The following is a 19524-nucleotide window of genomic DNA, read 5'->3' as shown; positions in this document are numbered from 1 at the left end:
AGAAATAATGGCTTAGTTGGAATGAAATTTGCAATAAGAAAGGTGAGGTTAACTATTTAAAAGAAAGGGATGACAAAAGATGACGATTTCAAAAGAAAAGCTACTTTGGATGTATGAGACCATGTACAAGATTCGTTACTATGAAGACAGTATGGTTGAAGCATACTCTGAGGGAAAAAAGCCTGTCTTTAATATTGGCGCTGGGACCGTTCCTGGCGAAATGCACTTGGCTACTGGACAAGAGCCAGCTGCCGTTGGGATATGTGCGCATTTAACGAAAGACGATACTGTTACAGCGCCACACCGTCCACACCACCATGCGATTGCTAAAGGGATAGATTTAGATAGAATGACCGCTGAAATTTTTGGTAAAGAGACAGGCCTTGGTAAGGGTAAAGGTGGGCACATGCATTTGTTTGATCCAAATGTGAAATTTTCTTGTGGTGGGATCGTGGCTGCAGGGATACCCCAAGCTGTTGGGGCAGCACTAGTCGCGAAGCAAAAGAAAAAGGATTGGGTAGCTGTAGCATTTATTGGGGAAGGTGCAGCAAATGCTGGTGCGTTTCACGAATCATTGAATCTAGCCTCTTTGTGGAAACTACCATTAATTATTGTTGTTGAAAATAATAGTTATGGTATTTCGGTTCCTAAAGAATCTTCCACATCTATTTCGTCTAATGATAAACGTGCAGCTGCTTATGAACATGCAGAAGGATATTACGTCAAGGATAACGATCCACTGGAAATGTATAAAACTTCTGAACAGGCGGTAGAAAGAGCTCGCCGAGGGGAAGGGCCATCAATCATTGAAATTGAAACATACCGTTATTTAGGGCATTTCCAAGGCGATCCAGAGTTATATCGTGATAAAGAGGAAGTGCCAAGTTTAAGAGAAAAGGATCCGATTGAACGATTAAAACAGCAGTTTGTTTCAGAAGGAATTGCCTCTGAAGAAGAGATCAGTGATCTAGAATCCAACGGCAAAAATGAGGTTGATAAAGCTTACCATTTTGCTAGGGAAAGTGCGTACCCTCGAACAGAAGCGGCATTAGAAGATTTGTATTGCTAAAAACGGAAGGAGTGTCTTAAATGAAAACGACTAATAAGCGAATATTAACAGGAAATAAGGCTATGGCAGAAGCAATTGCACAGGAAATGGAGAGAGATTCCGATGTATTTGTTCTAGGTGAGGATGTTGGTAAATATGGGGGTATATTTGGTTCTACACAAGGGTTAATAGACCAGTTTGGCTCAGATAGAATAATAGACACGCCTATTTCTGAAACAGCATTCATTGGGGCTGCTATTGGAGCGGCGGCTGATGGAATGCGCCCAATTGCAGAGTTAATGTTTGTTGATTTCTTTGGTGTTTGTATGGATCAGATCTATAACCATATGGCCAAAATTCCATACATGTCAGGTGGCAATGTAAAGCTACCAATGGTTTTGATGACAGCAGTTGGTGGTGGCTATAGTGATGCGGCTCAGCATTCCCAAACTCTATATGCGACGTTTGCACATATTCCAGGTATGAAAGTGGTTGCTCCGTCAACCCCTCATGACCTAAAAGGAATGATGACGTCTGCAATCCGAGACGACAATCCAGTCTTATTTATGTTTCATAAATCATTACAAGGACTTGGATGGATGGATCAATTGGACGTTTCCGTTGGGGACGTTCCAGAAGAGTCGTATACGGTATCTTTAGATAAAGCAAACGTTGTTCGAGAGGGTAAAGATGTTACGATTGTTGGCGTTCAAATGATGACGCATTATGCAGTCGAGGCAGCCGAGAAGCTAGCAGACGAGGGTATTGATGCAGAGGTTATTGACTTAAGATCTCTTGCACCAATTGATAAAGAAACAATTATTGAATCGGTACAAAAAACACATCGACTACTGGTTGTCGATGAAGACTATCTTTCCTATGGACTTACTGCTGAAATTAGTGCCATCGTCGCTGAAAGCGCCCTCTATGATTTAGAGGCCCCGGTTAGAAGGCTAGCTATTCCTGATGTGCCTATTCCCTATAGTCGTCCATTAGAAAAATATGTTATCCCAAGTACAGAATCTATCATAAAGGAAATACGTAGTTTAATGGAACAATAACCTCTAAGGAGTGTCATAACATGGTCGATACAAAGAGCACAGTTCAGGTTATACTTCCACGCTTATCAGACTCAGATGATGAAAGTGTTGTTGTCTTTTGGCACAAATCAGTAGGGGATACTGTAGCTACAGGGGAAACATTAGTGGAAGTACAAACAGAAAAAGCAGTTTCTGAAATTGAGGCGGAAAATTCTGGGACATTAGTAGAAATAAAAGTTGACCGTGGGGGTGTGGCAAGTGTTGGAGATGTCATTGCCTTGATTGATCCAGAAGGTAATAAGCAAAAAAAAGAAAGTTTGCATCAGCCAAATGGTCACTCATCAAAGCGAGGTCCAGGTGATCGTTCTTTCGTAAAGGTATCACCTAGGGTTAGAAAAATTGCTAAGGAAAAAGGAGTAGATTTATCCTCTATAGTTGGAACAGGTCCAAATGGGAGACCAACAGTAGAGGATATAGAGAAAGCAGCTTTCCTAGAGAAGGAGAAAGTTTCTGTACAAGAACTGAAAAAACAAACGGATGTACCTGAGGAAAAACAACAAGCTGGTAAACGTGTCATTGCAACACCTTCTGTTCGTAAATTTGCCCGAAAGCAGGGGGTTGACTTACAGCAGCTTCCAACTGAGGATGGTAGAATCACAAAAGATGATGTTGAAAGTTATTTAAATAATAAGGCAATACTTCCTTTACAAACAGATGCTGATCCCCAAGTTGTTCGTCAAAAATTGAAAGGGGTTAGAAAGGCGATTGCTAAAGCAATGAGTGAATCTAAATCAACGATTCCTCATGTTACCCATTTTGATGAAGTGGAGGTTACGAAATTAGTTTCCATCCGTGAAAGTGTAAAAGTAGTAGCTGCAGAAAAGGATATCAAGTTAACGTATTTACCTTATATTATCCAAGCCTTAGTAAAGACGTTGAAACAGTTTCCAGAACTTAATGCTTCCTTCGATGATTCCAACCAAGAAATTTTATTGAAAAATAATTACCATATTGGAATTGCCACTCAAACCGAAAACGGACTTATGGTACCAGTTATTAAACATGCCGACAATAAGAGTATTTTTGACTTGGCTCAAGAAATTTCAATCCTGTCTCAGAAAGCCGCCGAAAACAAATTAACCAACAACGAAATCCAAGGTGGGACATGTACCATTTCTAATCTCGGAACTGCGAATGGCCAATGGTTTACACCAATCATAAACGGACCAGAAACAGCTATCTTGGGAATCGGAAAAATAACAAAGAAGCCAATTATAAAAGACGATGCATTTGCTATTGGATCTATGATATCATTGTCCCTTAGCTATGATCATCGCGTCATTGATGGAATCCTTGCACAAAATGCGATTAATTATCTGAAAAAACTGCTTTTTGAAGCTAATGGTTTTCGAACTATTTAGCAAGATAGGTTAGGTTACTGAAAAGTTATTTGTAAGGAAAAAGTTGCTATTTCAAAGATAGCAACTTTTTATGTTTTCCAAAATTAAAAAGTGGAGAGGTATTTTTTAGAACAGATCATTAATACCATTGAAAATAATAAAGAAACCATACATTTCTGTTCCATGTTCGGTATTGGATGGGATATGGGAATATTTCGAATATCCAAGTCCGCAAGAGGAATTAGTTCTTAAGTTTCGCACCCCAAAATTCAGGGGATGTCAGCGATAAGATATGCAGACTTCCCTTGTCCCTATTGTATTGTTTCATAATTCCATTTTGTACAATTGAGCAGCATGATCCCTTCCAAACAACTGATTTCCTATCACCCTATTTTGGTTGTTTTATAGGACTCTTTTCCTATGCTAATATTTCTTTTCCAAGTTTGGGTAAGTGCACTTCTTTTTTAGGATAGATGCTTAATTTTGTTTCTTATCACGGGTAACCTCCAATAACATATTGTAATAATGAGGACTTTGACAATGAACAGGAGGAGGAAGTATGTATCATCATCAGCAAAACACACAATATCCTTTTGGGGGATACCCTTATCAGCCTCAAGCCTATTACCCACCTAATAGAGGGCATTTTCCACATTTATTCCATATGTGGCGTCAACAGCCTATTCGGGGACAAGCGACGTGGACAGAGGGAGGGCCTGTTACACAGTGTGGAATTCCGTGGTCAGAAAATTCCTATATGACGGTTGCTGTAGGAGGTAATGCACCCTATGAGTGCGGGGAAGCGATCAAAGTTAGATATCCTACTACAGGTAGGGAGCTTATCGTAACTGTAGTAGATCGTGTTCCGGGTTATCCAGCTAATCAAATTAACCTACATCGACAAGCCTTTGAAGCACTTGGAGCCAATTTAGATGCAGGTGTCATTAACGTAGAGATCATCCCATCCCCTAATCTTGAAGAAGAAAAGTGGGGAAAGTATTTATTAGAGGTTACAAAAATTGCCTATCCAGGTTATAACGTTGTCGATTATAGCTTTGTGAATAAGACCGAACTATCCCCTACAAAAGTAAGGGAAGTGTATGATTTCGTTTTGCAATCCCCGACAGAGAAGATAAAGATAAGAGGAAGAGTAACCTATAATCCGAATACAGATCGGGTTCTATCGTTTAATTTAGAGGAGGCATGACAGGTATTGGGCGCTATCATAAAGGGTGGCGTCTTTTTTTCGATGGTGCCTGTGGAGTAGTGTTTTTATGCATGAAATTATGCGAAACATATAACCTAACCCTAATTGTCTATAGTTTATAGCAATGCTATAATTAATGACAATAAATGAGATAGGAGGTGTTTTAAAATGACTAAAATTCGTCCAATAAAAGACTTAAGAAATACTACTGAGATCGCTGAACTATGCCATCAAATCAAAGAGCCACTCTTTATAACGAAGGATGGTTGCAGAGACTTAGTGGTCATGAGTATGGATACTTATGAAAAATCATTGGGCAAACTAGAGTTATATCAAAAATTAGAAGAAGTAGAAATACAAATTAAAGATAGGGAAAATCTCTTAGATGGGGAAGCAGTCTTTAAAGATATAAGGAAAAAGTATGAAGGAAAATAAATATACAGTTAAAGTAACACCAAAGGCTTATGAAGATATGGATAGGATATATGGTTATATTACAAATGAACTACACAATCAAAGTGCAGCTGATGACCTTTTGATGAAAATTGAAACAGGCATTTTGAGGCTAAGGATTTTTCCGTTTTCCTGTAGTTTTGTAAAGGATGAAATGTTAAAAGAAAAAGGGTACCGCAAGCTCACCGTTGAAAATTACATTGTTTTTCACTTAGTTAGAAAGGATGAAAAGGAAGTTATTGTCATGCGTGTTCTGTACGGCAAGCAAAAGTTCCAAGACCTAATATAAGGATGCCCTCATAAAATTATCTCAGATCCCCTAATGTTTTATTTTAGGACGGGTTACCACTCTTTATCCATAAAAATTGTAAAAAACCTCTTGTTGTAATTAACAGAAAGCCCCTAACCAATTACTTATTATAAAATTGATACACTTAAAGAGGATGTTCAAAAATCCCGGTGAAAATCGCTTTGAACCTTTTCGTTGGCTTGCTTTTCGGAGACCGGTGCACCTGTGTCTTCTAGTAATTCAAAGAAGCTAGATTCCACGGTGCAAGACTTCAAGGAAGCAATTTCATTGAAATTGCCTTCCTCATGTAAAAGCATACATTCCGCTCCTTGAAAAAGAAAACCACTTTTTCGGCGTGCGATGCTAATGCTTACGGAGCGAGCTTATACCCAAAGCTACGCCGCCCCCTTGAATTTCTTTGCGCTTTTCATCCTCCTTTTTGAACACGTGCTTAAAGAAAATATCTTTGTAAATTCTGAATAGCAGCTTAAAAGAGTTAGAAATAAGATCTGCCCCAATTCAATAGGAAACAAATGTTAAAAAGGTATATAGTATGCTGAACAAAAAATATTTACACTCGGATGGAATGAGGTTAGAAATGGTTGAAGGGTGAATTCCTGACCACCTTCATGCTAAAGTGGGAAATAGAAAATTAACAGAAATTATTGAAAAGAGCACGCCGAGTGCTCTTTTTTGGTATATCCCTAGCTTCGTCCTAACACGATCAACAGTCTAAAAGATCCTGTATAAATGGTGAAGCATCTAGATTATAATAGAATATATCTATTCAACGGGAAGGGATTCTTATGAAATCAAAGTTACCTGAATCAGAAATTCTGGCGATATTAAGAGCGGCTGATGAAATGATAGCAGAGGGTGGACGAACACTTCTTGCTAAAACTTTAAAGGGATCACGCGAGAAAAAGGTTTTGGAGTTAGGATTAGATGAATGCCCCACCTATGGAGATTTCAAATCAGAAAAATTAGAGACTGTGATGGAAAAGATTGATTGGATGATTGATAACGATTTCCTGGATATCCAATACAATGGGAAACTACCGATGATCGTTTATACAGAACGAGGGTGGGATATTGAAAAAAATCAGCGGGTGGATGAATTTTTGTGTGAATGGGATCAATGGATTGCGAAAGGTAGAATCGACCAAGACATGACCTATCTAAAGGACCGGAATCGTGGCATGATTCTGTTATTACTTGAAAGAATCAGAGAAACGGGGAATAAGAAATACATCCCTTTACTAGAGAGATGGGAAAGTGTGGATTACAAAAAGGTACGAGCTGCGATTCGAGAAACGATAAAGGCAATTGAAACAGGAGAAAGAGTAGATGAGCAACGGATCACAGAGAGAGAACAATTACTGCATGAGGCACTCGAGGGATCACCACCTGAGGATTTAGTATTAAAATGCTGGGATTGCGGTGATCGGTTTACTTTTTCAGTAGGAGAGCAGCGTTTTTTTAAACAAAAAGGATTTACCCTGCCTAAAAGATGCGAAGAGTGTCGGATGGAGAGAAAGTTTGGATGGGATTGCTAGAATAAGTTTTTGTCAGAACATATAAAGATGTTTTCTGCAGTGCCTGACACTTTTGGAGTAGTGTCGTTTACAAGATTCTTTTCAACGCGTTCTGTGGGCTATAGTGCAGGAAAGCCAGTACAAAGAGAGTCATGTCGTTTATGAGATAGCTAAGAGCCTCTGCCAAAATTGTAGTTTTGGTCAGGGCTCTTTAAAAATGGGGTTCACCTTTTTCATCAATGTTACCTGTATTAGCAAAGTTGTTTATTCTGGCATTGGCACCTAATTTTCTAGCTGTTTATTACTCTTCATATTGCTGTAAACGCCATATATCATGGATAGCGCTGCAAGAACTAGCAATACAGCTGAGATTGGTCTAGTGAAAAAGGTTGTTACAGGTTCTAATGAAATAGACTGACGTAAATTCGATTCGATCATTGGTCCTAAAATTATTCCCAATATAAAGGGGGGTAACGGAAACTGGTTCCTTTTCATCCAATATCCGATTAGACCAAATAATAGGAGAACCCAAACATCAAAAATTCGATTGTTGACGGCATAACTCCCAAGAACACACAATAGAAGTATAACGGGAACTAGGTAATGAAAAGGGATCTGATTAATTTTTAGAAAAAGTTTAATACCAAAGCTTTGGACAAGTAACATCAAAAATGCAGCAAGGAAAAAGGAAATGAACACACCATTCACTAATATAGGCTGACTTTCCATTAGCAATGGTCCAGGCTGGATGCCATGAATTAGCAAAGCGCCAAGCATCATAGCAGTTACTGCATCACCAGGAATTCCAAAGGCAAGCATCGGTACGAGTGCTCCTCCAACAGATGAATTGTTTGCTGATTCTGCTGCTATAATGCCTTCTTTTGTCCCTTTTCCAAATGTAAAGGGCTTTTTGGAAAACTTTTTTGCGACGTCATAACTCAAAATATTTGCTATGCTGCCACCTGCAGCAGGCAAAATCCCTACAAAAGTACCAATTAAACTGGACCTTATTACATTGCCGGTTGAATTCCACATATCCTTGATTGCTTTTTTAAATGGATAGGTTATGTTTGTGTGTTGATCAATGTTGAAGGATTGAGGCGGATTCTTAATGTCACCTAATAATTGGGAGAAAGCGAACAGTCCAATTAAAACAGGTAAGAAGTTAAATCCTGCCGACAGTTGACTAAATCCAAATGTAAATCTTGGGATAGCGGTTAATGGATCTGAACCAACAAGTGCAAATAGAATACCTAAACTACCAGACATTAATCCTTTTATTAAGGAGCCCTCACTTAAGCTTGCTATAGCACTTAGTCCAAACATCATTAATGCGAACATTTCCCACGGTCCAAATTCAAGTGCCCATTCAGCGAGTAACGGTGCCATGAAAATTAATATGACCCCCGAAATAATGGAACCAATAAAGGATGCCCACAAGCCGATCGCTAATGCTTTGCCAGGTTCACCATTTTTAGCCATAGGAAACCCATCAAACGTCGTCGCCATTGCCGATGGGGTTCCAGGGATACCAAGGAGACACGCCGTAATGAGTCCCCCAGAACTTCCGCCTACTTGAACACCCATCATGAGTGCAATCCCATTTACTGGATCCATACTAAAACTAAATGGTAACGTTAGTGCGACCCCCATAGTAATGGTGAACCCCGGAATACTACCTACAATAATACCCGCAACGACCCCAATTAATAGAATCGTCATCGTTTGAACGTTCAAAATCGTTTCAAAGCTTAATAGTACATTTTCCATAAGTAGTTACTCCCCTTTAAAAAAATACCCCTGTTGGAAGGAAAACAGATAGTGCATTTTGAAAAACGATATAAAGTACCAGTGTTAAAGCAATAAACCCTAGGCAAACAATCCACATTTTTTGCTTGTTCGTTGCGAGCACGAGGTATAGTGTTATTAAAAACAGAATAGATGATGGGAAATAACCAATATATCCGAGTAGAAGTACATACAGTCCAAACAAAATAAAGGTTAAAATCACTTTTTTATTTTCTTGGAGTAGCTTCCTGATGGAAATATTTAAGTGCGAATCTTTCTCTTTCTTCATTCTAACGATGCTATTTGCTAATAAACATAAGCTTAAAAAGGCTATTACCCCAATCATTATATTCGGGAAGAAGTCAGCCTCTGTCTTACCAAGATTGCGTTCTGAGATTAAGGAGGACCCATAATATGCAAAACCGCTAAAAGCTAGAATTACCACAGAATTTATTAGGTCTCGTTTTGCTTTCACCATATTAAAACTTCCTTTCTATTCTGCGAGCAAACCACTTTTCTTAAGGGACTTTTTCATATCCTTTTCATTTTTCTTTAAGAATTCGTTATACGCTTCTGTTGCTTTGAAATTAACGTCGGTACTGAGTTCTTCCATTTTAGATGTGAATGCTTCACTTGTAGCAACTTCTTCAAGTGCGTTGCTTAGTTTTTCTATGATCTCTTTTGGAGTACCTTTTGGTGCTACAAGTCCTCTGTTCGTTGCTGATACAACATCAATTCCTTGTTCTTTAAGTGTCGGCAGATCTGGAAGTACAGGACTTCTTTCTTCACCTGTATAACCAAGAAGCTTCATTCGGTTGTCATCCAAGTAATCCTTTCCTGCTACGACAGAAACACCACCTAAGTCGACGTCTTTACCCACAACTGCCTTCATTCTTTTAGCGGTTCCATCATAACCAACAATATTGAAGTCAATACCAGCGGCTGTTTCTATTAATGCTGGTTCTAGTTGTGAAGTGGAACCAATAGAAGCGGCATAGGATATTTCTCCAGGGTTTTCTTTTGCATATTCCACAACATCTTCCATGGAATCCCAGGGGCTATCTGGATTTGTGGCAACTGCATCGTAAGTGGAAGTCATTAATGCAATTGGTTCAAAATCAAAATAGCCAAAATCAGATTGCCCAGTAAGTTGGGACATTGCAACAGAGTCGTGGATGGAGAGGAGGGTGTACCCATCATTATCTGCGTTTAAAACCTGTTGTGCTCCAACTACACCACTTCCACCAGATACATTCTTTACAACAACGTCAGTGTCGAGAATATTTTCAAGTTCTTTCGCAACTAGACGATTAATCGCATCGGTATCTCCTCCAGCACCCCAAGGTACCACGATCTGAATAGCTTTATTTGGATAATCACTTGTTTTTGCTTCGTTACTAGCTTTAGATCCACAGGCAGATAAGGTTAAAATCACCATTAAGCCGATTAACGATATGAAAGTAAATTTTTTCAATTTTGTTCCCCCTAATTCTTAATTGGTTAAACTTGTCCTAGAAATCTACCCTCCTTTTCAAAGTATTTTTAAATCAAAATGATGTTAAAAGATTCTGAAGTATAAGTGAATGTTGCTTTAAAACAAAAGTAAACCCTTTTCATTGTTTTACTTTCATTTTTTTAATATTTTGATTAATTCTATTACACTTTGTATGAAAAAATGCAGAAAATTTAATATTTTGAATATACATGATTTGACAAAAGGATGATGGGATTGGATCATTCCAAATCTCTAAAGCAAAAGGCCATTGAATAATTTTTGATTGTCATTATAACTGTTAAAAATCGGAAATAGAGCCGTGGCGATTTTTAAGCTGATATGTGGAAGAGAGTGGGACTAGCACCTCCAGTTGTTGTACCATAATTATAATCTTCCTAATTTTTTCATTTTTAGTTTAAGTAAATGCTATTCTCGTTTATACTTTAAGATAGTACATTGAAAATCTAAGGGTCTAGCTAATGAAATGTGTCGACCAGTTAGATTTGTCCATAAGTGGTTGTTCAAAAAGTCATTGAACACGAACTATAAAAAATGAGAGGGGTAATTAATAATGAGAAAAAGGTGGTTCCTTATTTTGTCATTGATTCTTTCCGTTGTACTAGCTCTTTCTGCTTGTGGCAGTGGGAATGATGACGGCGAAAATGCTGGTTCAAATGGAGAAGATGAAACGAATGCAGGAGAAGATGAATCTTCCAGTGGAGAGGGAGAAAGCGAATCTGCTGGGGGGGAGTTTACTTTAGTTGAGGATGGAGCATTTACTTTTGCTGCATCGGGAGAGTTTAAGCCATTCAGTTATATGGAAGGCAGCGAGATGATTGGATACGATATTGCTGTCGCCGAAGCAATTGCTGAGAAACTTGGCTTAGAACCGAACCAGCAAAAGGCGAAGTTTTCTGGTATCGTAAGTGGAGTAAACAGTGGTCGCTACGATGCGGCAGTTGCTAGCCATACGATTACGGAAGAAAGGCTAAAAGAAGTGGATTTTTCGGAACCTTATTATTACTCTGGACCGGTTATCTTCACGAGAGCTGATAGCGATATTGAAACGGCTGAGGACTTGGAAGGTAAAGAGGTTTCTGTATCAAGGGGTTCAACCTATGTGAGTATTGCGGAAAAGTATACGGATAACATACCACAGGTGGATAGTGATGTTGTTGCTCTTCAGTCATTAGCACAAGGTCGCCATGATGCGGTAATTACGGATTCGATCACTGGAAAGACAGCGATTGAAAATGGGCTTGAAATAGAAGCAAAGGTACAATTGGATGTAAGTAAACAAGCGGTTGCAGTCAACAAGGAAAATAAGGCCCTGCTAGAAGCGATCAATAAAGCATTACAAGAATTAAAGTCAAGTGGCGAGTTGAAAAAGATTAGTATGGAGTGGGTTGGTGCGGATATCACTCAGGAACCTTAAAGTTACGTTAAATAAGCAAGAAAAGTAGGTAGTCTGTGGTAAATGTGCGCAAACATACTGCGCGCATTTACCTTTCATAAGGAGTTGAGTAGTTTGCTAGCAATTATTGATTTTTTTAAAACATTTTTTAGTAGTTCCGATTTATTTCTACAAGGCTTATGGCTGACAGTACAGTTGACCGCAGCCTCGTTAATAATAGCATTCTTTATAGGGTTACTATTTGCCCTTTTTAAAATATCTAATATTAAGATTCTTGATGGTATTGCAGATGTTTATATTTGGGTTGTTCGTGGCACACCCCTAATTGTACAGATTTTCGTACTTTTTTATGGTTTGTATGAAATTGTCGAGTTGAACGCTTTCTGGGCGGGTACTGCAGGACTTGCCTTCCACAACGGGGCATATATAGCTGAAATTATTCGGGGGTCTATTCAATCGATTGATAAAGGGCAGCATGAAGCGGGGCGGTCGCTTGGCATGAAACGTGGCCTCATGATGCGCCGCATTGTTTTACCCCAGGCATTTCGTCGTGCCATTCCATCGCTTGGAAACCAATTCATTATTGGCTTAAAAGACTCCTCACTTGTCTCATTTATTGGGATGCAAGAATTGTTTGGCGTCTCCAACACGCAGGGCTCCAACAACTATGATTTTTTGACTTATTATCTTATTGTAGCTATTTATTACTTAGTTATTGTGTTGATCCTTACATTGATTGTGCGAAAAGTGGAGCGAAAATTAGCTGAAAGTGATTAAGTGGGAGGACTAGTATGAGCGAAAAACAGGATATGATCAGGATTGAAAAATTGAATAAATTTTTCGGGGATCTACATGTATTGAAAGATATTGATATAACTGTAAAAGAGAGTGATGTTGTTGTTTTGGTTGGTGCGAGTGGATCAGGGAAAAGCACGTTGTTACGCTGCTTGAATTTTCTTGAATTGAAAAATAGTGGGACAATTACGATTGAAGGTGAGCAAATTGAGCCACAAACACACGATTTAAATAAAGTACGTGAGCGCGTAGGCATGGTGTTTCAGCATTTTAATTTGTTCCCCCACAAAAGTGTACTTGAGAATGTAATTGAAGCACCGATACATGTCAAAGGGATCAACAAAGCTCAAGCGGTAAAAGAAGGGAAAGAACTACTTGATAAAGTTGGGTTGGGTGATAAATATGACGTATACCCTTCCAAGCTGTCAGGTGGACAAAAACAACGAGTCGCAATCGCGCGTTCCTTGGCGATGAAACCGGACATAATGTTGTTTGATGAACCAACATCGGCACTTGATCCTGAGCTTGTTGGTGAGGTGCTTGCAACGATGAAACAGCTCGCTGAGGAAGGAATGACGATGGTTGTTGTTACACATGAAATGGGATTTGCAAGAGAAGTTGGTGATTGGCTTGTTTATATGCATGAAGGACGTATCGTTGAACGAGGCAATCCAGGCGAGGTTTTTGAAAATCCAAAGGAAAAACGCACACAAGAATTTTTGAAGTCAATTTTGTAATGTGCTTGGCACCTTTTTCCGAAAATAACGGCCTCTGAGTCCGCATCGAATTTTTCGCGGACTGAGAGGCTCTTATTTGGCAAAAAACTGTTGTTTTGGAGGGTTTAGCGGACAGAGAGGCCGTTAATTGCTAAAAAGCCAGCCAACAAAAGCCCTTTTAGAGCAAATAACGGTCTGTGAGTCCGCTTAACCAAGGAAACGAGGCCGTTTACTGAAAATAAGGGCCTCTGAGTCCGCATCTTTTTTTTCGCGGACTGAGAGGCTCTTATTTGGCAAAAAACTGTTGTTTTGGAGGGTTTAGCGGACTGAGGGGACGTTAATTGCCAAAAAGCCAGCCAACAAAAGCCCATTTAGAGCAAATAACGGTCTGTGAGTCCGCTTAACCATGAAAACAAGGCCTTTTACTGAAAATAACGGCCTCTGAGTCCGCATCGAATTTTTCGCGGACTGAGAGGCTCTTATTTGGCAAAAAACCGTTGTTTTGGAGGGTTTAGCGGACTGAGAGGCCGTTAATTGCCAAAAAGCCAGCCAACAAAAGCCCATTTAGAGCAAATAACGGTCTGTGAGTCCGCTTAACCATGAAAACAAGGCCTTTTACTGAAAATAAGGGCCTCTGAGTCCGCATCGAATTTTTCGCGGACTGAGAGGCTCTTATTTGGTAAAAAAACGGGGTTTTAGCGGACTGATTAATAACATAGGATTTAGAACTTTTAAAATTAAAAATACATTCGAATGCCAATAATAATCAATAATGCAGACAGCATTTGCATCACGATTTTTCCTGGTATTTTTTTGGACAAATAAACCCCGAGTTGTGCCCCAATGAAAACGCCAATTCCACCCCAAATAACTGCCGGCCAATCGATCGAGCCATATAACAATTGAGAGATAACCCCGACTGTTGTGTACAAGCTTAAGGTAAAAATGGATGTTGCTGTTGCCTGATGTGTAGGTAGATAGAATAAATAAATCAAAATAGGAACGAGTAACCAACCACCACCAATACCAAGATAACTAGACAGCACTCCCATTAGTAATCCAAGGGGGACAAACCATTTACTCTTTAAAATAGGAGGGATGTCTTTTTCGGGTGTCTCCGAGTCCGTTTTTAGGAAAATTTTCAACTGAATTGGGGAATTTTTGATGAGCAAGAATATCCCTAATGCTAGTAAGATCGTGGCAAAAATCCAATAAAATATTTTTGAATCAGAGGGTTGCAGCTGTAATAGCCAGACACCTAAAAGTGATCCTGGAACCGCTCCAATCACAATGTTCATCCCTATTCGATAATTAATTTTCTTTTGTTTCGCATATCCGTATACACCAGAAAGAGAATTAATGAGGACGATTACCAATCCAGAACCAGCAGCATATGCGGGCTCCATATCAAAAAAAAGTAGTAGTGCTGGAACAAAAATAAATCCACCGCCAGCCCCGACAATTGTTCCGTATCCACCAGCGATGAGACCGACTATAAGTAGAAGCAGTCCTGATGAAAGATCCATTACGTTTCCTCCCCAAATAGATTGACTATTTATAATAGTAGCAGTTAATGATTACAGCGTATACCCATATGTAAGCCTGCTTTGGAACAGGTGAATGTTTCTACACGCACTACTATAATTCGGAAATTAGTGTAATAACAAATCGTTGTTGTTATTATCTGCTAGGACCGATCACCCCTCATGGAAAACTGAACGGCCAAATCGAATGATCCATTTCAAGACAGAATATGATCTAAATGCTAGGTTTATTCTGAAACACTTTTTGAACACGCATTCTTATATATTTTCAGTTATGGATTGTCTGTTCAAGTTCCTATCGCTACAATGAAAGTAGTCGAACATGGAGGTGAAACACTTGTTCATTCGTAAATATATGACTGCCATTTTAGTTGCGCTGCTTTTGCTATCCTTATTTTTTTCTATTTACTATATTGTGAAAGCGATGCAAATTGATACAAAGCCTAAACAGCTAACCAGTTTTACCAAGCCGCAATACCATTTTGTTCTCATTCCAGAAGAAATGGACAACCCCTACTGGCAAATGATTGAACAAGGTGCAAAGGAGGCTGCAACGAAATATGATGCTGCTGTTGAATACACTGGCCCCGAGCAAACGGATATGGATCAGCATATTAAGGTGATGGAAATGGCTATTGCCTCAAAAGCAGACGGCATTTTAACGCAAGGCTTGACAGAAGAAATGATACCAGTAATTAATGAAGCCATTCAACAAGGTATTCCTGTTGTGACACTTGATACCGATGCAACGGACAGTCGTCGTTTAGCATATGTAGGCACGGATAATTATGCTGCCGGCTTTCTTGCAGGGCAAACGCTAGCTAAGGCGACAAATGGTAGTGCTAAAGTCGGCATTATTACGGGGAGCTTGCAGTCGACGAGTCAGCAGGAGCGGGTAAATGGCTTTCGTGATGCTGTGAAACAAAATACCGAAATAGAAATTGTTGCAGTAGAGCCGTCTAACATTTCCCGTGTACAGGCAGCAGATAAGACATATCAAATTTTTACAAAATACCCTGATGTGACCGCTTTTTTTGGGACAAGTGCGCTTGATGGCCCAGGGATTTCTGCAACTGTCCAAAGCCTCGGGCGAACAAAGGATGTATACATACTTGCGTTTGATACGCTCCCAGAAACTTTGAAGTTGATCAAACAAGGGACGATTGATGCAACCGTTGCACAACAGCCCTATGAAATGGGTTACAAAGGATTAGAGCTCATGGTTGACATTGCTAATGGAGAAAATGTGCAGGAGATAAATTACTTGGAAGCTCAAATAGTCCGTTCCTCCGATCTTCCACTTGAAAATTCTCTGAAAGGTGAGGAGCGTGTGAAGCGTTGATCCGTATTCGTACGAAGCTACTTGTCTTTTTAATGATACTTGTCGTCTTACTAAACGGTGTTGCTTATTTTTTGTATCAAAACAGTAAGCAATCTATTAACGAATATAACAGGATTTTGAACAGACTTTATTTGTTAAACGAAATTTCACAGAAGACAGATGATGTATATGATCGATTAAATGCCTATTTGGTGGAGCAAACACCTGAATATTATCAGCCCTATTTGGACGCTCGACTTGCTTTAAAAGAACAGCAATCCAGGTTGCGGATGATTGAAAACAAGGACAATTATTTGACGATCGAGAACTATGACAATATGATTACTAGTTTTCTGGAGAAAGGTGCCATTGTTTCTGGTGCGTTCCAAGAGGGAAAAATAAATCAGTATGCTACCCATTTATCGCAGGCGGAAAATATAGCTCAGTTTATTCGTGAAACAACACTTGAATTATTGAATGAGGAATTAACGCGGTACCAAGCATTTTATCGGGATGTGAATCAGAAAAGTGCCTATTTTCAATCGATGGGGATATTTGTTTTCATCACAACGTTCCTGCTGTGTGCCTTGTTTGTCATCTGGTTTTCGCGGGGAATTACAAGGCCAATTGGACGTTTGATAACAGTTGCTAAAGAAATTTCCAAGGGGAAGTTTGATGGTAAACCAGTGGAAATATCGACAAAGGATGAATTCCGTTTTTTAACCAATACATTCAACGATATGAGAGCTAATATTCATCGTCTCGTAGAAGAAGTGAAACAAAAATCGGAGCTTGATCGGTTGTTAAAGGAAATGGAATTGAAAAGTCTACAAAATCAAATCAATCCACACTTTTTGTTTAACATCTTAAATACAGTGTCACGAACAGCATATTTGGAAGGTGCAAATCGAACGAACGAATTGATCGAATCGACGGCATCCTTACTTCGACATAATTTAAGCAATTTGGATCGACCGACGACACTTGGCAAGGAAGTGGATATTGTTCGGGATTATTTTTTTCTGCAAAAAGCACGCTTTGGTGATCGAATCGAATTTGTAACGGAAATGGAAGAATCGTGTTTGTCCGTGTCGGTTCCTAATATGACACTCCAACCGATCGTGGAGAATGCGTTCATTCATGGAATTGAGTCGATTGAAGAGGGAGGTAAAATTAAACTTTCAATTAAATGGAAAAAGTCTGATGTGATTGTTGAGATAACAGATAATGGTGCTGGAATGGAGGATGAAATTAAAAACCGTTTATTACGTGATGAAGAAAAGGAAGAGGGGATTACAGAAGGACATGGGCACTCTACAGGGATCGGTGTAAGGAATGTAATAAAGAGACTGCAATTATTTTATCAACAGGATGGACTTTTTGATATTGAATCAGCAGTCGGACAAGGCACAACGGTTACGTTAAAATTGCCATCTAAAAGCAAAGGGGAGAAATAGATGTTTCGCATTTTAGTCGTTGATGATGAGGGTATTGAACGCCAGGCTATGCGACAAATCCTTACGCAAGGTCTTCAAAAGGTAGAAGTGATCGGGGAAGCGACTAATGGTCGTGAAGCAATTCGACTTGCATCGGAACAGAAACCTGACATTGTTTTAATGGATATAAAAATGCCAGGAATTGATGGTGTGCAAGCTGTCAAAATGATAAAAAAAGCACAACCCGACACGAAATTTATTATGGTTTCAGCTTACGATACGTTTGAGTACGCTCGAGAAGTCATGCGTGAGGGGGTCAAGGAATATTTGTTGAAACCAACCAAGAAAAAGGAAATTATGGATACGGTCGGTCGAGTAATAAGGGAAATTCGAAATGAAAGAATGGGACAACAGGACCTGTTTTACCTAAATGATGAAAAAAGTATTACTCAAAGCTTGTTGCAAGATGCTGTACAGTACATTCATGAGCATTATGGGAACGGTTTAACACTTGAAGCAACAGCAACTCATGTAGACCTAAGTCCATATTATTTTAGTAAATATTTTAAAGAACAAATGGGGAAAACGTTCATTGATTATGTAACAGATATCCGAATGGACAAGGCAAAAAAGCTATTAAGAAAAACACATTTATCTCAAAAGGAAATTTGCTTTGAAGTAGGGTATCATGATCCAAATTACTTTAGTAGGGCCTTTAAAAAGGTGGTAGGAAGCTCCCCTAGTAAGTATCGTGAAGATGTTCGACACGATAGAACATTAGAGGAATGATCGTTGTTAGGTAAAATGCATGTTTAAAAAGGCGCAGTTGTAGTACAAGAAGAAGTTATGTTAAAAATAGTCAAATTTTGAAAAGGGGAATAATTATGGGAGACACTTTAACAATTAAAGAACTGCATTCACAAAACGAGATTTTAGAAGCATTTCCAGTTATGAAACAACTACGTAAACATCTTGATAAAGAAGCATATCTGGATTTAGTTATAGAAGCAAAAGACAAAGATAGATATAAGATGTTGGCTTTAATTGATGGAGGAAAGATAGTTGCAGTTACTGGTTTTAAACCAATGATAACACTATACTACGGCAGATTCGTTTGGGTTTGTGATTTAGTGACTGATACAACTAAGCGTTCAAAAGGGTACGGTGAAAAGCTACTTTCATATGTCCATGAATGGGCAAAAGAAAACAATTATGAAAGTGTTGCATTGTCTTCAGGGTTACAGAGAACGGACGCACATCGTTTTTATGAAGATAGAATGGATTATGACAAAGTAAGTTATGTGTTCAAAACGTCTTTAAAATAAGAGGGATAGTTATTGCATTTACGGGTCCTTATGTTGAACAAGGTCAATTGTTTTTTATTTTACATTTTAATAGCTATTTGAAGGATAGATCTCTTCAGTTAGTAACCATTAATTGTTATAATGGAGGCAAGAATTTAATGAGGGGAATGATACCATTGGCTATGGGGGAATCAAAAGCAAAAGTTGGAATTAATCCTGAATTCTTGCCTTTTTTAAAAGGGGCACATGTAAATTCAGTTGATGAAGATGTTAATATATCACTAGCCATGTATTTGTTTACTGCAAGCAAAATAACACTTGCACGAGCAGCTGAGCTAGGTGGTAAAAGCATATCAGATTTTATTCAAATATTAATTGATCATAATATTCATTGGGCTGAGTATACAGAGGAACATAAAAAGCAAGATGATGAAACGATTGAGTTTATTCTAAAAGAAGATGGTAAACAAGATGAAAGCAATCTGTAATACTAGTCCTATTATTGAGCTATCTATCATTGGTAGACTTGATTTGCTGTGGGAACTGTTTGATACAATAGGGAAGCTAAAATCTTTACTGTATTTTCCATTGTTTTTAGCTTACCTTGTGAATTTTATCACTAAAGCAACGAGGACTTTAGTATATGAAGCCAATAAAAAAGAAACTCCCATAAAATTGGGGGTTTCTTTTTGCGTACCATAATCAACACTGAACTTCAACAAAGCCTTCACTTTAGGGG

At 38.8% G+C, this 19524-nt stretch carries 20 protein-coding genes; 15 read left to right on the top strand and 5 right to left on the bottom strand.

What is annotated here, in order from left to right; translation table 11 throughout:
* Positions 1 to 79 precede the first annotated feature (79 nt).
* The 6 genes from NC797_RS01790 to NC797_RS01765 all read left to right on the top strand — a co-directional run bounded on the left by NC797_RS01790 (position 80) and on the right by NC797_RS01765 (position 5437).
* Positions 80 to 1069 carry a thiamine pyrophosphate-dependent dehydrogenase E1 component subunit alpha gene (locus NC797_RS01790; protein ID WP_272434910.1) on the top strand — a complete coding sequence of 330 codons (990 nt, stop codon included), beginning with the start codon at positions 80 to 82 and terminating at the stop codon, positions 1067 to 1069.
* A 20-nt stretch (positions 1070 to 1089) separates the two neighbouring features.
* Positions 1090 to 2109, top strand: coding sequence for an alpha-ketoacid dehydrogenase subunit beta (locus tag NC797_RS01785; protein WP_272434909.1), 1020 nt, complete (start codon positions 1090 to 1092; stop codon positions 2107 to 2109).
* A 20-nt stretch (positions 2110 to 2129) separates the two neighbouring features.
* Positions 2130 to 3509 carry a dihydrolipoamide acetyltransferase family protein gene (locus tag NC797_RS01780; RefSeq protein WP_272434908.1) on the top strand — a complete coding sequence of 460 codons (1380 nt, stop codon included), beginning with the start codon at positions 2130 to 2132 and terminating at the stop codon, positions 3507 to 3509.
* Positions 3510 to 4047: 538 nt separating this feature from the next.
* The gene (locus tag NC797_RS01775; protein WP_272434907.1) at positions 4048 to 4695 is read left to right on the top strand and encodes a DUF3889 domain-containing protein; all 648 of its coding nucleotides are present in this window, start codon (positions 4048 to 4050) and stop codon (positions 4693 to 4695) included.
* Positions 4696 to 4863: 168 nt separating this feature from the next.
* Positions 4864 to 5130 carry a type II toxin-antitoxin system Phd/YefM family antitoxin gene (locus tag NC797_RS01770; RefSeq protein ID WP_272434906.1) on the top strand — a complete coding sequence of 89 codons (267 nt, stop codon included), beginning with the start codon at positions 4864 to 4866 and terminating at the stop codon, positions 5128 to 5130.
* The gene (locus NC797_RS01765; protein ID WP_272434905.1) at positions 5117 to 5437 is read left to right on the top strand and encodes a type II toxin-antitoxin system RelE/ParE family toxin; all 321 of its coding nucleotides are present in this window, start codon (positions 5117 to 5119) and stop codon (positions 5435 to 5437) included. The genes NC797_RS01770 and NC797_RS01765 overlap by 14 nt, the downstream gene beginning before the upstream one ends.
* A gap of 158 nt (positions 5438 to 5595) precedes the next feature.
* On the opposite strand, the gene NC797_RS01760 is transcribed toward NC797_RS01765, so the two are convergent.
* On the bottom strand, positions 5596 to 5754 hold the full coding sequence (locus NC797_RS01760) for a hypothetical protein (RefSeq protein ID WP_272434904.1): 159 nt from the start codon (positions 5752 to 5754) through the stop codon (positions 5596 to 5598).
* Positions 5755 to 6243: 489 nt separating this feature from the next.
* Here NC797_RS01760 and NC797_RS01755 point away from each other — a divergent pair, with 489 nt between their 5' ends.
* On the top strand, positions 6244 to 6993 hold the full coding sequence (locus NC797_RS01755; RefSeq protein WP_272434903.1) for an RQC-minor-1 family DNA-binding protein: 750 nt from the start codon (positions 6244 to 6246) through the stop codon (positions 6991 to 6993).
* Positions 6994 to 7254: 261 nt separating this feature from the next.
* On the opposite strand, the gene NC797_RS01750 is transcribed toward NC797_RS01755, so the two are convergent.
* From NC797_RS01750 to NC797_RS01740, 3 genes are read right to left on the bottom strand one after another with little or no spacing between them, the layout of a single operon-like run.
* Entirely contained in the window at positions 7255 to 8742 is a 1488-nt protein-coding gene (locus tag NC797_RS01750) for a tripartite tricarboxylate transporter permease (RefSeq protein WP_272434902.1), read from the bottom strand.
* A gap of 16 nt (positions 8743 to 8758) precedes the next feature.
* On the bottom strand, positions 8759 to 9238 hold the full coding sequence (locus NC797_RS01745) for a tripartite tricarboxylate transporter TctB family protein (RefSeq protein WP_272434901.1): 480 nt from the start codon (positions 9236 to 9238) through the stop codon (positions 8759 to 8761).
* Between the two features lie 15 nt (positions 9239 to 9253).
* Positions 9254 to 10234 (bottom strand): tripartite tricarboxylate transporter substrate binding protein, encoded by a 981-nt coding sequence (locus tag NC797_RS01740; protein WP_272434899.1) that lies wholly within the window; start codon positions 10232 to 10234, stop codon positions 9254 to 9256.
* A 592-nt stretch (positions 10235 to 10826) separates the two neighbouring features.
* Between NC797_RS01740 and NC797_RS01735 the strand changes: the two genes are divergently transcribed.
* The 3 genes from NC797_RS01735 to NC797_RS01725 all read left to right on the top strand — a co-directional run bounded on the left by NC797_RS01735 (position 10827) and on the right by NC797_RS01725 (position 13201).
* Entirely contained in the window at positions 10827 to 11690 is an 864-nt protein-coding gene (locus NC797_RS01735; RefSeq protein ID WP_272434898.1) for a transporter substrate-binding domain-containing protein, read from the top strand.
* A gap of 93 nt (positions 11691 to 11783) precedes the next feature.
* Positions 11784 to 12446, top strand: a complete 663-nt coding sequence (locus NC797_RS01730) for an amino acid ABC transporter permease (protein WP_272434897.1) — start codon at positions 11784 to 11786, stop codon at positions 12444 to 12446.
* Positions 12447 to 12460: 14 nt separating this feature from the next.
* Positions 12461 to 13201: an amino acid ABC transporter ATP-binding protein gene (locus NC797_RS01725; protein WP_272434896.1), complete on the top strand. Its 741-nt coding sequence runs from the start codon at positions 12461 to 12463 to the stop codon at positions 13199 to 13201.
* Between the two features lie 716 nt (positions 13202 to 13917).
* Here the strand turns inward: NC797_RS01725 and NC797_RS01720 are convergent.
* On the bottom strand, positions 13918 to 14706 hold the full coding sequence (locus NC797_RS01720; protein WP_272434895.1) for a sulfite exporter TauE/SafE family protein: 789 nt from the start codon (positions 14704 to 14706) through the stop codon (positions 13918 to 13920).
* Between the two features lie 355 nt (positions 14707 to 15061).
* On the opposite strand from NC797_RS01720, the gene NC797_RS01715 reads away from it, so the two are divergent.
* The 5 genes from NC797_RS01715 to NC797_RS01695 all read left to right on the top strand — a co-directional run bounded on the left by NC797_RS01715 (position 15062) and on the right by NC797_RS01695 (position 19273).
* Positions 15062 to 16066 carry a sugar-binding protein gene (locus NC797_RS01715; RefSeq protein WP_272434894.1) on the top strand — a complete coding sequence of 335 codons (1005 nt, stop codon included), beginning with the start codon at positions 15062 to 15064 and terminating at the stop codon, positions 16064 to 16066.
* Entirely contained in the window at positions 16063 to 17502 is a 1440-nt protein-coding gene (locus tag NC797_RS01710; RefSeq protein ID WP_272434893.1) for a sensor histidine kinase, read from the top strand. The genes NC797_RS01715 and NC797_RS01710 overlap by 4 nt, the downstream gene beginning before the upstream one ends.
* Positions 17503 to 18270, top strand: coding sequence for a response regulator transcription factor (locus NC797_RS01705; protein ID WP_272434892.1), 768 nt, complete (start codon positions 17503 to 17505; stop codon positions 18268 to 18270).
* 95 nt (positions 18271 to 18365) lie between these two features.
* On the top strand, positions 18366 to 18806 hold the full coding sequence (locus NC797_RS01700) for a GNAT family N-acetyltransferase (RefSeq protein ID WP_272434891.1): 441 nt from the start codon (positions 18366 to 18368) through the stop codon (positions 18804 to 18806).
* Positions 18807 to 18943: 137 nt separating this feature from the next.
* Positions 18944 to 19273 carry a UPF0175 family protein gene (locus NC797_RS01695; protein WP_272434890.1) on the top strand — a complete coding sequence of 110 codons (330 nt, stop codon included), beginning with the start codon at positions 18944 to 18946 and terminating at the stop codon, positions 19271 to 19273.
* Positions 19274 to 19524: the final 251 nt, after the last annotated feature.

This window comes from Terrihalobacillus insolitus, from assembly GCF_028416575.1.
Lineage (GTDB): Bacteria > Bacillota > Bacilli > Bacillales > Amphibacillaceae > Terrihalobacillus > Terrihalobacillus insolitus.
The sequence above is the reverse complement of the archived record's forward strand: the minus strand, read 5'-3'. Positions and strand labels throughout refer to the sequence as shown.